The organism is Streptomyces sp. NPDC001848, assembly GCF_042891915.1.
Lineage (GTDB): Bacteria > Actinomycetota > Actinomycetes > Streptomycetales > Streptomycetaceae > Streptomyces.
In genome coordinates, this window is record NZ_JBIATP010000011.1 from 225,034 (window position 1) to 239,336 (window position 14,303).

12 protein-coding genes and 1 pseudogene are annotated in these 14,303 nt (G+C 72.9%); 6 read left to right on the forward strand and 7 right to left on the reverse strand.

The annotated features are described in order from the left end of the window. Window positions 1–3 precede the first annotated feature (3 nt). The 3 genes from ACFYZJ_RS23835 (at window position 4) to ACFYZJ_RS23845 (ending at window position 2,438) form a co-directional block, all read left to right on the forward strand. Window positions 4–645 carry a TetR/AcrR family transcriptional regulator gene (locus tag ACFYZJ_RS23835; protein WP_388571066.1) on the forward strand — a complete coding sequence of 214 codons (642 nt, stop codon included), beginning with the start codon at window positions 4–6 and terminating at the stop codon, window positions 643–645. Window positions 646–723: 78 nt separating this feature from the next. Next, a complete protein-coding gene (locus tag ACFYZJ_RS23840) occupies window positions 724–1,506 on the forward strand; it encodes an ArsR/SmtB family transcription factor (RefSeq protein ID WP_388571068.1) in 783 nt (260 codons plus the stop codon). Continuing rightward, window positions 1,506–2,438: a DMT family transporter gene (locus ACFYZJ_RS23845; protein ID WP_388571224.1), complete on the forward strand. Its 933-nt coding sequence runs from the start codon at window positions 1,506–1,508 to the stop codon at window positions 2,436–2,438. The genes ACFYZJ_RS23840 and ACFYZJ_RS23845 overlap by 1 nt, the downstream gene beginning before the upstream one ends. Window positions 2,439–2,451: 13 nt before the next feature. On the opposite strand, the gene ACFYZJ_RS23850 is transcribed toward ACFYZJ_RS23845, so the two are convergent. The 7 genes and pseudogenes from ACFYZJ_RS23850 to ACFYZJ_RS23880 all read right to left on the reverse strand — a co-directional run bounded on the left by ACFYZJ_RS23850 (window position 2,452) and on the right by ACFYZJ_RS23880 (window position 10,844). Then, the gene (locus tag ACFYZJ_RS23850) at window positions 2,452–3,537 is read right to left on the reverse strand and encodes a Zn-dependent alcohol dehydrogenase (protein WP_388571225.1); all 1,086 of its coding nucleotides are present in this window, start codon (window positions 3,535–3,537) and stop codon (window positions 2,452–2,454) included. A gap of 5 nt (window positions 3,538–3,542) precedes the next feature. After that, window positions 3,543–4,940, reverse strand: coding sequence for an aldehyde dehydrogenase family protein (locus ACFYZJ_RS23855; protein WP_388571070.1), 1,398 nt, complete (start codon window positions 4,938–4,940; stop codon window positions 3,543–3,545). A 97-nt stretch (window positions 4,941–5,037) separates the two neighbouring features. Further along, entirely contained in the window at window positions 5,038–6,258 is a 1,221-nt protein-coding gene (locus tag ACFYZJ_RS23860; RefSeq protein ID WP_388571072.1) for an MFS transporter, read from the reverse strand. Between the two features lie 242 nt (window positions 6,259–6,500). Next, window positions 6,501–7,064: pseudogene (locus ACFYZJ_RS23865) on the reverse strand (SLC13 family permease); the annotation flags it as partial. Window positions 7,065–7,189: 125 nt separating this feature from the next. Next, window positions 7,190–9,430, reverse strand: coding sequence for a molybdopterin oxidoreductase family protein (locus ACFYZJ_RS23870; RefSeq protein WP_388571074.1), 2,241 nt, complete (start codon window positions 9,428–9,430; stop codon window positions 7,190–7,192). A 112-nt stretch (window positions 9,431–9,542) separates the two neighbouring features. Beyond that, window positions 9,543–10,163 carry a TetR family transcriptional regulator gene (locus tag ACFYZJ_RS23875; protein ID WP_388571227.1) on the reverse strand — a complete coding sequence of 207 codons (621 nt, stop codon included), beginning with the start codon at window positions 10,161–10,163 and terminating at the stop codon, window positions 9,543–9,545. A gap of 84 nt (window positions 10,164–10,247) precedes the next feature. After that, window positions 10,248–10,844, reverse strand: a complete 597-nt coding sequence (locus tag ACFYZJ_RS23880; protein WP_388571076.1) for a hypothetical protein — start codon at window positions 10,842–10,844, stop codon at window positions 10,248–10,250. A 185-nt stretch (window positions 10,845–11,029) separates the two neighbouring features. Here ACFYZJ_RS23880 and hmgA point away from each other — a divergent pair, with 185 nt between their 5' ends. From hmgA to ACFYZJ_RS23895, 3 genes are read left to right on the forward strand one after another with little or no spacing between them, the layout of a single operon-like run. After that, complete coding sequence (gene hmgA / locus ACFYZJ_RS23885) at window positions 11,030–12,346, forward strand: homogentisate 1,2-dioxygenase (RefSeq protein ID WP_388571077.1); 1,317 nt, start codon at window positions 11,030–11,032, stop codon at window positions 12,344–12,346. A 27-nt stretch (window positions 12,347–12,373) separates the two neighbouring features. After that, window positions 12,374–13,123: a GntR family transcriptional regulator gene (locus ACFYZJ_RS23890; protein ID WP_388571079.1), complete on the forward strand. Its 750-nt coding sequence runs from the start codon at window positions 12,374–12,376 to the stop codon at window positions 13,121–13,123. 12 nt (window positions 13,124–13,135) lie between these two features. After that, a complete protein-coding gene (locus tag ACFYZJ_RS23895; protein WP_388571080.1) occupies window positions 13,136–14,296 on the forward strand; it encodes a type ISP restriction/modification enzyme in 1,161 nt (386 codons plus the stop codon). Window positions 14,297–14,303: the final 7 nt, after the last annotated feature.

Sequence of the window (14,303 nt, forward strand, 5' to 3'; positions counted from 1 at the left end):
GCCATGGCCCGACCGCGCAAGCCCCTCCTGAGCACCGACCGCATCGTCGCCACGGCGCGGGCGCTGGTGGACGCGGAGGGCCTCGGGGCCGTCTCGACGCGCCGGCTCGCCGCCGAACTGGGGGTCAGCGGACCGTCGCTGTACAACCACTTCCGCACGAAGGACGAGATCCTCGAGGCGGTCGCCGACTCGGTGAGCGCGCAGGTCGACCTGTCGATGTTCGAGGACGGCCGGCCCTGGCGGACGGCGCTGCACGACTGGGCGGTCTCCTACCGGGCCGCACTGCGCGACCACCCGAACATCGTCCCGGTGCTGGCCCGTGGGCCCGGCCGCCGCCCGGCCGCGCTGCGGCTCGCGGACGCGGTCTACGGGGCCATGGTCGACGCGGGATGGCCGCCGGCGCAGGCCACCTCCATCGGCGCGCTGATGCGCTACTTCGTGATGGGCTCCGCGCTCGGCTCGTTCGCGGGCGGCTTCGTCGACGACGCGACGGCGTACGACCCGGCCGACTATCCCCACCTCGGGCAGGCCCACCTCCTCGCCGAGCAGCAGGAGAAGATCGACGAACGGGCCTTCGAGACGGGGCTCGCCGCTCTTCTGGACGGACTGGAGCGGCAGTACGAGCAGGTGAAGCGCCCCGTCTAGAGCAGGCGGGGCACTCGGCGCAGGGCAGCCGGGCATGCTTCGGTGGGCGCCGAAGTGTCCGTGGTCGATGCTGGACGCATGACGACGCGGAAGGACGGCACGGCGGCGGGGCTCGCCCGGCTCGCGGGGATGATCGCCGACGAGACGCGGGCCACCTGCCTGCTGGCGCTGCTGGACGGCCGGGCGTGGACCGCCGGTGAGCTGGCGCGGCACGCCGGGGTGGCCGCATCGACGCTGAGCGAACACCTGGGCAAGCTCGTCGCGGGCGGCCTGCTCGCCGAGGAACGGCAGGGGCGGCACCGCTATGTGCGGCTCGCCGACCCGCGGGTCGCCCAGATCGTCGAGGATCTCGCCGCGCAGGTGGCTCCGGACGTCAGGGCCGAGCCTCCGCGCACGCTGCGGGAGGCGAGCGCCGGGTCCGCGATGGCCCGCGGGCGCACCTGCTACGACCACCTCGCGGGGCGGCTCGGCATCGCTGTCACCGATGCGCTGACCACGCGGGGGCTGCTGCGTCAGGACACGGGGTTCGCCCTCACCGAAGCCGGCCTGGCCTGGTTCGACACCGCCGGTATCCGCCTCGACCGCAAGGGCCGCCGGCCTCTGGCCCGTGCCTGCCTCGACTGGACCGAGCGCCGCCCCCATCTCGCGGGTGTCGCGGGCGCCGCCCTGTGTCGACACGCCCTGGACGCGGGCTGGTGCGTACGGATCGGCTCCGAGCGGGCCGTGAAGGTCACGGACGAGGGCGAACGCGCCCTGTCCCGGCTGCTGGGGATCGAGGCGGCGACGCTGCGCCGACCAGCGCCGTCCCATCCGAAATCCTCGAGCGCCACCTCCCCTGTCCACCTAGCCTCTGGAGCATGATGAACGCCTCCCCCTCCCGTCCGGCCGCCGGCGCGGCCGCCGTCACCGTGCTGCTGTGGGCCTCCGCCTTCGTCTCGATCCGTAGCGCGGGTGCCGCGTACGCGCCGGGCGCGCTGGCGCTCGGACGGCTGCTGGCCGGGTCCCTGGCGCTCGGGGTGATCTGCCTCCTGCGGCGGGAGGGGTTGCCGCCGCGTTCCGCGTGGCGCGGGATCGCGATATCCGGGCTGCTGTGGTTCGGCTTCTACGTGGTCGTGCTCAACTGGGGCGAGCAGCAGGTCGATGCCGGGACCGCCGCGCTGGTGGTGAACATCGGGCCGATCCTGATCGCGCTGCTGAGTGCGCGGCTGCTCGGGGACGCCATGCCGCCGCGGCTGCTCGCGGGCATGGCGGTGTCGTTCGCCGGTGCCGTGACCGTGGGCCTGTCGATGTCGGGTGACGGGGGTTCCTCGGTGCTCGGGGTCGTGCTGTGCCTGCTCGCCGCGGGCGCCTACGCGGCCGGGGTCGTCGCGCAGAAGCCCGCGCTGGGGGCGGCGAGCGCGCTGCAGGCGACGACGTTCGGGTGCCTGGTGGGCGCGGTCGCCTGTCTGCCGTTCGCCGGGCAGCTGGCGCACGACGTGGCCCGCGCGCCGGTGTCCGCCACGCTCAACATGGTGTACCTGGGCGTGTTTCCGACCGCGCTGGCCTTCACGACCTGGGCGTACGCGCTGGCCCGTACGACCGCGAGCCGGATGGGCGCGACCACGTACGCCGTGCCCGCGCTGGTCGTCCTGATGTCCTGGCTGTTCCTCCAGGAGGTCCCGGGACCGGTGACGCTCGCAGGTGGCGTGCTGTGCCTGGCGGGAGTGGCGGTGTCGCGGTCGCGCCCCCGCACCTCGCCCCCGACCCCGGAACCGCACGCCACGCCCGAAGAGGTACCCGCCGCCGACTCCTAGGCCCCAACCGGCACTAGAACACGACCAGCGCCCGGCCGCCCTTGCCCGCCAGCATGTTCTCGAAGGCGGCCGGGATGCCCTCCAGCGCGATCCGTTCCGTCACCAGCGCACCCAGGTCCAGGCGGCCCGCCCGGACGTGCTCGGCCAGGACCGGCAGGTCCTCGGCCGGGTTGGAGTTGCCGTAGACGCAGCCCGTCAGGGTGCGGCCCCAGTGGAAGATCTCCAGGGCGTTGAAGGTGACCTGCTGGTCCTTGCCGCCGATGCCGACGACCGTCGTACGGCCGCCGCGGCGGGTGGAGTCCCAGGCGGCGCGGATGGTGGCCGCCCGGCCCACGCACTCCACCGCCACGTCGACGCCCTGCTTGTCGGTGAGACCGCGGATCTCCCGGGGCGTGGTGTCGGAGGCGAGCAGGAAGTCCGTCGCGCCCGCCCGGCGCGCCAACTCCTCCTTCACGGGGGACACGTCCACCGCGACGATCCTCTCGGCGCCCGCGATCCGCGCCGCCTGGAGGGTCGCCAGGCCCACCCCGCCGACACCGAACACGGCGACCGTCTCCCCCGGCCGCACCTTGGCCGCGTGGTGCACGGCCCCGTATCCGGTGAGGACGGCGCAGCCGAGCAGGGCCGCGTCGGTCAGCGGCACGCCCTCCGGGGCCGGCAGCACGCAGGACGCCGCCACCACGGTCTCCTCCGCGAAGGCGGCCACGTTCAGGCCGGGGTGCAGGTCCGCGCCGTTGTCCGCGCGGTGGGCGTAGACGTCGGCGGCGCCGGTGAGGGCGTTCGCACACAGCCACACCTCGCCCAGTGCGCAGGCGTGGCACCTCCCGCAGGACGGCGCCCAGTTGAGGACCACGCCGTCACCGGGGGCGACATGGGTGACGCCCTCGCCGACGGACACCACCGTGCCCGCACCCTCGTGACCGAGGACGGCGGGCACCGGTACCCGCATGGTGCCGTTGGACAGGGACAGGTCGGAGTGGCAGACCCCGGCGGCGGCCAGCCGGATCCGGACCTGGCCGGGGGCCGGCTCGGGCAGCTCGATCCCGGTGACCTCCAGCGGGGCGTCGACGGCGGGCAGGACAGCGGCACGGACGACCATCTGGCTCAACGCTCCTGGAACTGGAGGGACTTGGTCTGCAGGTACTCGGCGAGGCCGTGCGCGCCCAGCTCGCGGCCGACCCCGGACTGCTTGTAACCGCCGAAGGGTGCGAGGGGGTTGAAGCGTCCGCCGTTGATGTCGACCTGTCCGGTCTCCATGCGCCGCGCGAACGCGACCGCCTCCGCGTCGTCCCCGGCCCATACGGCGCCGGCCAGCCCGTACACCGTGCCGTTGGCGATCCGCAGGGCGTCCTCCTCGTCCTCGTAGGGGAGAATCACCAGCACGGGGCCGAAGATCTCCTCCTGTGCGATCGTCATCTCCGGGGTGACGTCGGCGAAGACGGTCGGCTGCACGAAGTAGCCGCGTTCCCGGGGTGCATCGGGGCCGCCCGCGACCAGCCGGGCGCCCTCCGAGATGCCCTTCTCGATGTAACCGCGCACCCGCGCCTGCTGCCTGGCGTTCACCACCGGGCCGATGCGGTCCCCGTACTTCGCCGCGGCGGTCGCGGCGAGCTCGACCGCCTCCTCGTACCGGTCCCGGTGCACCAGCATCCGGGTCCACGCGCTGCACGTCTGGCCGGAGTTGGACATGACGTTCGCGACACCCACGTTGACCGCCTTGGCGAGGTCCGCACTCGGCAGAATGACGTTAGCGGACTTGCCGCCCAGTTCCAGGGCGACCTTCTTCACGGCCGCTCCCGCCGTGGCACCGATCTGCCGGCCGACCGCCGTGGAGCCGGTGAAGGAGACCAGGTCGACGCCCGGGTGCTCGGCGAGCGCCTGCCCGGCGACCGGGCCGAGACCGGTGACCAGGTTGAAGACCCCGGCCGGTACGCCCGCCTCGTGGACGGCCCGAGCGAAGAGCCGGGCGGTCAGCGGGGTGTCCTCGGCCGGCTTGAGCACGACCGTGCAGCCCGCCGCCAGCGCCGGAGCGACCTTGGCGACGATCTGGTGCAGGGGGTAGTTCCAGGGGGTGATGGCGCCGACGACGCCGACCGGCTCCTGGTAGACGGTGGAGTTGCCGACCTTCTCCTCGAAGGGGTACGCCGCGGCCAGGTCGGCGTACGATCCCGCGACCGCGATCGGCAGGCCGACCTGCACGTTCTGTGAGAACGGGAGCGGGGAGCCCAGCTCCGCCGTCACGGTCTCGGCGATCTCGTCCCGGCGTGCGAGGAGCACGTCCCGCAGGGCGGTGAGCCGGGCGGCCCGCTCGACCGGGGTGGTGGCGGCCCATGCGGGGAGAGCGGCGCGGGCGGCGCGTACGGCGGCGTCGACGTCCTCGGCGGTGCCCGCCGGGACGTGGCCGATGACCTGCTCGTCGGCCGGGTTCACGACCTCGATGGTGTCCGCGCCGACGGCGGGGCGCCAGGCGCCGTCGATGTACAAGCCGTCATGTGCCTTCATCGTCTTCCTCCCGGGCGGGCAGCGTCGTCCGCGCCCCAAACTAGCGCCGGTAGTTTTGCCGCGCCAGGGGGCTCCGGCAGTGAGACCGGAGGCCGTTTCAGGTCCGGCCGGCCGCGGTGCCCCGCCGCACGGACGAGTCCGCTCCGTGCGGCTCTCTCGCGGGCGAGCGCACTCCGATCCCCGCGGAGAGCAGCAGCAACGCGCCGAGCATCACGAACGGCGCGGCCACACCGGCCACCCCGGCCACCAGGCCCGCGGCGGCGGGCGCGGCGACCTGGCCGAGGCGGTTGCCGGTCAGCCGCAGGGCGAGAGCGGTGGAGCGCGCGTCGTCGGGCGCGGCCTGCACGACGGTCGTCATGGACAGCGGCTGCCCGACGCCCAGACAGAACCCGAGGACGGTGAGCATCGCGCCGAGCGCCCAGACCGGCACCGGCAGCGCGATCCCGGCGCACAGCAGCGCCGCCACCAGGCAGGTCAGGGCGAGCAGAACGGTCCGGCCGAGCAGTCGCAGCAGCGGGGTGAGGACCAGGCGGCAGGCGATGGTGGCCGCCGCGCGCAGGCTCAGCAGCACACCGACGACCGAGGGGGCGATACCGCGGTGGTCGCCGACGACGGGTAGGTACGCGGTGAGGATGTCCGTCGCCGACAGCACGGCGAGGCTGATGAAGATGCCGGCCGGTACGCCCCGGGCGCGCAGGATGCCGCGCAGGGGGACGCGGTCGCCGCGCGCGGTACGGGCCGTCGTGGCCGTACCGCGCTCGATGCGCCACAGGGAGGCGAACGCGACCGCGGCGCCCGCCCCCGCCACCAGCAGGGCGAGCGCGCTGGTGGCCGCCCGGTCCGGGCCGTGGATCAGGGCACCGGCGGCGACGGGACCGACGAGCTGCCCGAGGGAGGCGCCGATGGTGAAGTGGCCGAAGTTCCGGTCCTGTTCGTGGGGCTCGGACCGGCGGGCCACGATCGACTGGGCCCCGATGACGAAGCAGAGGTGGCCGAGGCCCATCACCCCGCTCCACGCCGCCATCGCGCCGAGGGAGTCCGCGACGCCGCTGAGCACGCAGCCTCCGGAGATCAGGACCACCCCGGTCAGCAGCAGGGGCGTGCACCGGCCGTGGTCCGTACGGCGGCCCAGCGGTACGGCGGCGAACAGCGGCAGCAGCGCGTACACACCGGCGATGACACCGACCGCCCGGTCGTCGGCGCCCAGCGCGAGGGCCCGGTAGGAGACGGCGGGCCGGGCCATCGACACCGCCCCCTGCGCGAAACCGAAGGCGATGACGAGGCGGAGCAGCCAGCCGCGGTTCCCACCGGGCCCCATGCGACGTCCTCCAAGGAGTGATCGGACGAATGACCGGACGAGCGACCGGACGGATGATCGGACGGATGATCGGACGGATGATCGGACAGCGAGTGATCAGATGATGCCGAACAGGATTCCTGCCCCGAGGACCACCAGCGATGTCAGCGCGGCCCACTTGACCACGAACCGCGTGTGCTCGCCGAACTCGACCTTGGCCATGCCGACGAGGACGTAGACGGCGGGCACCAGCGGGCTGGACTGACGCCCAGCAGGCCCACGGCGAGGGCCGGGATCATCGGCACGAAGATGTCACTGGCGTCCAGCTTCAGCGCGGTCGCGGCGCGGGCGGTGGGGCCGCCCCAGGGCAGGGTGTTCATCACGCCGTTGGTCATCGCGGCGACACCGTTCATCACGACGAGGCTCATCTTCAGGCGCTTGTACAGCGGGTACATCGCCGAGACTGTGATCATGAAGGTGGTCGAGCCGTCACCGTCCAGCGAGACGATCGCGGCGAGCACCGCCGTGCCGACGACGACGCGGAGCGGGTCGGCCTCGCAGAAGCGCAGGATGCCCCGCACGACCGGGTCGAAGAGACCGACGTCGATCATCACACCGAAGTAGACGATCGCGAACATCAGCATCGCCGCGGTGGGAGCGAGGCCGGTGACGCCGTCGATGACGCGGTCGCCGAGCTTGGCGCCCTTGCCGACGAACACGCAGAACAGCGCGGGGATCAGCACGAGCGCCGCGATCGGCGACATCTTCTTCATCGTGATCAGGACCAGGAAGGTCGCGATCATGACGAAGCCGAGGATGGTCAGCACGAGTGGATTACCTGACGTTCGCCCTTGAACTGCCCCGCGGGGGCCGGGAGTGGCGTTGACGTCAAGTGCGGTCAAGAACGGTTAACAAGACGTTGACATGCGAGCAATAAGCGCAAAATTCGTGGTCAGCGCGGTGTGGGCAGTGCAGCGAGCTCGACGGGCACGCCGTTGAGCACCGCGTTGCCCGACAACGGGTCGAGCAGACTGCCGTCGAGGAGCTGGTTGACGTTCACGCCGGGGTCCAGGGCGGCGTGGCTCATCCGGGTGCCGGGCCGGTCGTGGCCCCAGCCGTGCGGAAGGCTGACGACACCGGGCCGGATACCGTCGGTGATCTCGACGGGCGCGGTGACCGCTCCTCCGGCGCCCTTGACCCGTACGGGTGCGCCGTCGACGAGTCCCAGCCGCTCGGCGTCCTCGGGGTGGATGTGCAGGGTGCAGCGGTTGGAGCCCCCGGTGAGGGCGGGCACGTTGTGCAGCCAGCTGTTGTTGGACCGCAGATGGCGCCGCCCGACGAGGACGAGCCCGTCGGCGCGCTCGCTCAGTGCCTGCCGCAGGCGCGGCAGGTCGTCCACGATGGGCCCCGGCAGCAGCTCGACCCTGCCGCTGACGGTCTTCAGCGGCTGCGGCAGCCGGGGCTCGAGGGGGCCGAGGTCGATGCCGTGCGGGTGGGCGAGCAGCTTCTGAAGGGTGAGCCCGTCGGGCCGGGCGCCGAACCCGTCGCCGTAGGGGCCGAGGCGCAGCATCATGTCGAGCCGCCGCTCGGGGCCGCTCTCGCCGCTGAGCTGCGCGGCGAGCTCCTGCGGGTCCCGGCCGTGGACGGGCGAGTGGGCCTCGGTGACGGCCTTGCCGAGGGTCTGGCCGATGACGAGGTCGTCGACGGCGGACGGGTCGGCGCCATGCATGCCCGTAGCGGCGAGGATCAGCCGGGCGAGGATCTCGGTCTCGGCCATGCGGCCGGGTTCCAGCGGGACGGCGGCGCGGGTGTAGCGGACCTGGTTGCGCACGGCGAGGGTGTTGAAGGCGAAGTCGAAGTGCGGCGCCTGGGAGGGCGGGGGCGGCGGCAGCACGACGTGCGCGTGGCGCGAGGTCTCGTTCAGGTACGGGTCGACGCTGACCATGAAGTCGAGCGAGCCGAGCGCCTTGTCCAGGCGGTCGCCGTCCGGAGCGGAGAGCACGGGGTTGGCGGCGATCGCGATGACGGCGCGGATCGGGCTGCCCTCGTCGGTGGCGGTGTCGATCTCCTCGGCGAGCGCGGAGATCGGCAGCTCGCCCTTGGCCTCGGGGTGCCGGCTCACCCGGGAGTGCCAGCGGCCGAGCGCGAACCCGCGGCCGGGTCCGGCGGGCCGGGGCGTCCTGTCGGTGGCCGACAGCGGGAAGAGAGCGCCACCGGGCCGGTCGAGGTTGCCGGTGAGGACGTTGAGGACGTCGACGAGCCAGCTGGCGAGGGTGCCGTGCGGAACGGTGCAGCTGCCGATGCGGCCGTATACGGCGGCGGTGGGGGCGGCGGCGAGCTCGCGGGCGAGGGTGCGGATGGTGCCGGCGTCGACGTCGCACGCCGTGGCGGCGACCTCGGGGGTGAAGTCCCGTATGGCCGCGGCCAGTTCGTCGACTCCCTGGACATGCGGGGCGAGGTCCTTGAGGTCGACCAGATCCTCCTCGAACAGGACGTACGCCATCGCCGCAAGCAGCAGCGCGTCGGTGCCGGGGCGGATCGCGACGTGCCGGTCGGCGAGCCGGGCGGTGCGGGTGCGGCGGGGGTCGATCACGGTGAGGGTGCCGCCGCGGGCCTTGAGGGCCTTGAGCCGGCCGGGGAAGTCGGGGGCGGTGCACAGACTGCCGTTGGATTCGAGGGGGTTGGCGCCGATGAGCAGCAGGTGGTCGGTGCGGTCGAGGTCGGGCACCGGGATGGCGTTCGCGTCGCCGTAGAGGAGCCCGCTGGAGACGTGCTTGGGCATCTGGTCCAGCGTGGAGGCGGTGAAGACACTGCGGGTGCCGAGCCCGGCGAGCAGGACCGGCGGGTAGAGACCGCCGGCCATCGTGTGCACGTTGGGGTTGCCCAGGACCACGCCGACGGCGTGCGGCCCGTACCGCTCGGCGACCGGCCGCAGCCCGGCGGCGACGGCGTCGAACGCCTCCTCCCAGGTGGCCTCGCGCAACTCCCCGTCCCGGCGCACGAGGGGCCCGCGCAACCGGTCCGGGTCGCCGTCGGCGGCCCCGAACGAGGCGCCCTTCGGGCAGACGAACCCCTTGCTGAACACGTCCTCCCGGTCGCCGCGGGCGCCGGTGACCCGGGTGCCCTCGATGGTGAGCGTCAGCCCGCAGGTGGCCTCGCAGAGGGGGCAGATACGCAGGGCGGTGCGGGGCACGGGTCCTCCCGGTGGGACGGCGACGGCGGTGACGCACGAACGGGGTGAGCATACCGACCGGTATGCACGCTGGGGAGCCCTCGGGCCGCACGGTGACGCCCACCACAGTGGGTCAGTCCAACGCCTTCCCCAGATACGCCCGCAGCAGCTCCCGCATCTCCGCGATGATCCCTCCGTCTCCCTCCGGGGACACCCGGAAGGCCAGGTGGACCAGGGTGTCCGCGGTTTCCACCGCGACCAGCAGCGTGCGGCGCAGGGCCTCGTCCGGTTCCCGGCCGAGGTATGCCGACAGCAGTTCGGTCAGGCGGTCGGCGACGCGGTGGTTGGGTTCGGCGTGGCGGGTGCCGACCGGGATCTGGTTGCCGAAGTCGACGAGGGAGAACCCGGGCGCCGTGCGCTTCATGTCCAGGTACTCGTCGAGCATGGCGTCCATGGCGGTGCGCCAGCCGCCCTCACCGTCCGCCTCGGCCAGGCGGTGGGTGACGCGCTCGGTGTAGCGCTCCAGATTGCGTTCGGCCAGAGCGTCGACCATGGCCCGCTTGTTGCCGAAGAAGCGGTAGACGGAGCCTATGGGGACGCCCGCGCGCAGGGCCACGGCCCGGGTGCTGAGGTCGTCGTAACCGACCTCGTCGAGCAGGTCGGCGCAGGCGTCGAGGATTCTGGTCAGTCGTTCGGCGCTACGGCGCTGGACGGGCGCGCGGCGCAGCGATGTCGCGTGGGGCACGGGCTTCATCATGCCTTTCCGCCGGGTGCAGGTGAACCTCGCCTCTGTGTACGGGATTCGGTGGCCTCTGCACTCATCGGAGGTACGCGGGGTTCATCCCGTGCGCGCGCGGCCCGCTGGGTGCCTCGCGCCGGACGGCGGGCCCGACGTGCCCTCCGTGGCGGACGCCGGGCGCCCCGTCGCCCCGGTCCCCTCCGCCCCGGAGGCCGTGATGTCCGCCGTGCTCTCCACCGGCTTGCCGTGCACCGCCCACACCGTCTGGTCGTCCGCGTACAGCCGGGCCGTGACGTGGTGTGTGCCGCGCGGCACCAGCCGGCCGGGCAGGTGGTAGTCGGGGGTGCGCAGCCGGGTCAGCGCGCGGCCGTCCAGGTAGAGCCGGGCCGTACCGCGTCCCGCCACGGCCACCGGGCGTGCACCGGGAGCGGAGAAGTGGAAGCGGCGGACCGTCAGCCGCACGTCCCAGGTGCCGCCGGAGGCCGGCTGTACCTCGACCCCCACCTGGGGCGCGTCCTTCTTGTCGATCTCACGGTAGTGCCGCCCTTCCTCGTCCGTGTCGTCCAGCACCTTGCCCACCGGCGAGGCCGACACCTCGCCCTTGCGCTCGTGCGCCTCGCTGGAGGCGCAGCCCGCCGAGCCGCCGAGCAGGGCACCCACCGCGAGCGCGACGAGCAGTCCGCGCGTCCACGACATGCCGGAGAGCGTATTGCGCCCTCGGCGCGCCCGGATCCCCCTCAAGTCGGGTTCTCGTGTCCCCCGACGGTTGCACTCGGCCCGGCCTCCACCCGCCGCACCACCTCCGCTCCGCCCCTCCCCCTTGCGCACCCGTCCGCCGAATCCTACGGTGATGCATAGGAATCAGTGACGAAGGAGCGGTGATGAGCGGGGACGCGAGGAAGACCGCGGAGGGGCTGTCCTATCTCTCCGGGTTCGGCAACGAGCACAGCTCGGAGGCGGTCCCGGGCGCCCTGCCCGAGGGCCGCAACTCGCCGCAGCGCGCCCCGCTCGGGCTGTACGCGGAGCAGCTGAGCGGTACGGCGTTCACCGAGCCGAGGGCACACAACCGCCGCTCGTGGCTGTACCGGATCCGCCCCTCGGCGGCGCACCCCGCGTTCACCCGCACGGACAACGGCACGATCCGCACGGCACCCTTCACCGAGACGGTGCCCGACCCGAACCGGCTGCGGTGGAACCCGCTGCCCGGGCCGGAGCCCGGCACCGACTTCCTGGCCGGCCTGTGGACCCTCGGCGGCAACGGGGACGCCACCCAGCGCACCGGCATGGCCGTGCACCTGTACCACGCCAACGCCTCCATGGAGCGGGTCTTCAGCGACGCGGACGGCGAGCTGTTGATCGTCCCGGAGCGGGGAGGACTGCTGCTGCACACCGAGTTCGGGCTGCTGCATGGGGAGCCCGGCCATGTGGCGCTGATCCCGCGTGGGGTGCGCTTCCGTGTGGAGCTACTGGACGAGTCCGCCCGTGGCTATGTCTGCGAGAACTACGGCGCATCCTTCCGCCTCCCCGACCTCGGCCCGATCGGCGCCAACGGCCTCGCCAACGCCCGGGACTTCCGGGCGCCGGTCGCCGCGTACGAGGACGTCGAGGGTCCGGTGGAGGTGGTGAACAAGTTCTGCGGCAACCTCTGGACGGCCACCTACGACCACTCACCGCTCGATGTCGTCGCCTGGCACGGCAACCATGTGCCGTACATATACGACCTGCGCCGTTTCAATGTGCTCGGCACCATCTCGTACGACCACCCGGACCCGTCCATCTTCACGGTGCTCACGTCCCCGTCCGACACTCCCGGCCTGGCGGGCGTCGACTTCGTGGTCTTCGCGCCCCGCTGGCTGGTGGGTGAGGACACGTTCCGGCCACCGTACTTCCACCGGAACGTGATGAGCGAGTACATGGGCCTGATCGAGGGCGCCTACGACGCCAAGGCGGAGGGCTTCGTGCCGGGCGGTGGCTCGCTGCACAACATGATGTCGGCGCACGGCCCGGACCGGGAGACGTTCGAGAGGGCGAGCGCCGCCGAGCTCAGGCCGCAGAAGGTCGACGACGGGCTGGCGTTCATGTTCGAGACGCGCTGGCCGGTCACCCTCACCCCGCACGCGGCCCGGGCGGAGCACCTGCAACGGGGGTACGACGAGGTGTGGCAGGGCCTCGAACGCCACTTCCGCCCCTTGCACTGAGGATTCCCTACCGGTACGGATGGGCCCGTGACCTCCTTCGCCCCCGACTCGATCGTCCTGAACCGCAAGCTGCCGCTCTGGTACCAGGTGTCGCAGTCGCTGCGTGCCTCGATACTCGGCCGCTCGCCCGGGGACCCGCTGCGGCTGCCCACCGAGGAGCAGTTGGCGGGGCACTACGGGGTCAGCGTGCTGACCATGCGGCAGGCGTTGAAGGAGCTGGAGGACGAGGGGCTGATCACGCGCCACCGCCGGCGCGGCACGTTCATCGAGCCCAGCGCGCACAGGGGCGCCCCGGTGCGGCTGCTCGGCTCGGTGGACGCGATCGTCGCCCAGCAGTCCGGCATGACGACGGAACTGCTCGACCACGGCGGGCGCCCGGTGCCGGGCGAACTCACCGAGTACTTCCCCGATCTGGGGGAGGTGGCGACGTACCACCGGCTGCGCAGCGACGAGAAGACGGGTGAGCCGACCAACCACGCCCGCAACTACGTCCGTCCCGAACTGGCCGAGCGCATCGACCTGGACGACCTGGTGCGCTGGCCGATGACCAAGGTGCTGCGGGACGTCGTGGGCGTGGACATCAGCCGCATCACGGACACCGTGGAGGCCCGGCTCGCCGACCCGGAGACGGCCCAGCTCCTCCAAGTCCCGCTGCTCAGCCCGATCCTGCACTACACGGGGGTGACCTACGACGGCGACGGGCGCGCCTTGGACGTGGCCGTCATCCACTACCGGGGGGACCGTTTCTCCTTCACGGTCACCCTCGAGGCCACCTGACCGCGTCGTACGATGCCCAGCGTGACGCACGACGACGCTCCGCTGCTCGCGGACCTCATGCCGTGGTCCGTCGCACCCCTGCGGCCGGGCCGTGCCTGGCCGTCGGCCCCCGACACGGCGTCCCTCAAGGCACGCTGGGACGCCCTCATGAAGGCCGACGGCCCCGACCGTGAGGCTCTGTTCGAGCCGACGCGCTCGCGCACGCTGCACTCGGCGGTCGGCCGGCTGCCGGGCCAGACGAGCGGCACGGAGAAGCTGGTGCGCGCCTCGGGGCCCTGTCCGGAGCCGATCCGTGTGCTGTCCGCCCCCTTCGACGAGCAGTGGCTGATCCCCGACCACCGCCTGATCGACGCCGCCCGGCCCGAGCTGTGGCGGGTGGCGGACGAGCACCAGATCTTCGCCGTGGAGACGGCCGCGGACTGCGGTGGGCCCCTCCTGCTCGCGACGTCCCTCCTGCCGCTGCTCCGCGCCGGCCGCATCCGCCCGTTGTACCGCCGCCCCGGCGCCGAGGAACCCAACCTCGCCCCCGGCCTGCTGGAGTACCTGGCGTCCCGCCTCGGCCACTCCCCCGCTCCCGTGGACGTCCTGGCCTGGATCGTCGCGACGGTGCGCCCCGGGCTCACCGTCCCCCTCACCGGGGACCTCGATCTCTGGACGCGGGGCGTCGAGGTGGGCCGGCGCGTGCTGTGGCTGATGCGCCGCGACGGCGAACGCCCGAAGCTCCCGGGCGGGCGCCGCCCCTACGTCCGCGCCCCACTCCCCTCCCGGCCGCTGACCCTCCACTACGACCGTACCGAGGAGACCCTGCATCTCGACGAGGGCCGCATCGCACCGGTACCACCGGAGGCCTGGGACTTCGAGGTGGCCGGTGTCCGAGTGCTGGAGCAGTGGTTCGCGGCCCGTACGGCGGAGGGGGAGCCGGGCGCGCTGACGGCGATCCGCCCGGCGACCTGGCCGCAGACCTGGACGTCGGAGCTGCTGGAACTCATCACGATCCTGGCCCTTCTGGCCGAAGTACGGCCGCGACAGGCACAGTTCGGCGTCACGGCACCCATCACCGCCGGCGAACTGCGCGAGGCGGGGCTGCTCCCGGTACCGGAGGCGGCGCGCCGCCCGGCCTCCGTGCTGGACCACCACGAGGAGGGCCCGGAGGGACAGTTCGCGCTGATCTGACGTCCGG

Coding starts and splice junctions, on each gene's coding strand:
- ACFYZJ_RS23835 (WP_388571066.1), top strand. CDS start 4: ATGGCCCGACCGCGCAAGCCCCTCCTGAGCACCGACCGCATCGTCGCC.
- ACFYZJ_RS23840 (WP_388571068.1), top strand. CDS start 724: ATGACGACGCGGAAGGACGGCACGGCGGCGGGGCTCGCCCGGCTCGCG.
- ACFYZJ_RS23845 (WP_388571224.1), top strand. CDS start 1,506: ATGAACGCCTCCCCCTCCCGTCCGGCCGCCGGCGCGGCCGCCGTCACC.
- ACFYZJ_RS23850 (WP_388571225.1), bottom strand. CDS start 3,537: ATGGTCGTCCGTGCCGCTGTCCTGCCCGCCGTCGACGCCCCGCTGGAG.
- ACFYZJ_RS23855 (WP_388571070.1), bottom strand. CDS start 4,940: ATGAAGGCACATGACGGCTTGTACATCGACGGCGCCTGGCGCCCCGCC.
- ACFYZJ_RS23860 (WP_388571072.1), bottom strand. CDS start 6,258: ATGGGGCCCGGTGGGAACCGCGGCTGGCTGCTCCGCCTCGTCATCGCC.
- ACFYZJ_RS23875 (WP_388571227.1), bottom strand. CDS start 10,163: ATGAAGCCCGTGCCCCACGCGACATCGCTGCGCCGCGCGCCCGTCCAG.
- ACFYZJ_RS23880 (WP_388571076.1), bottom strand. CDS start 10,844: ATGTCGTGGACGCGCGGACTGCTCGTCGCGCTCGCGGTGGGTGCCCTG.
- hmgA (WP_388571077.1), top strand. CDS start 11,030: ATGAGCGGGGACGCGAGGAAGACCGCGGAGGGGCTGTCCTATCTCTCC.
- ACFYZJ_RS23895 (WP_388571080.1), top strand. CDS start 13,136: ATGCCCAGCGTGACGCACGACGACGCTCCGCTGCTCGCGGACCTCATG.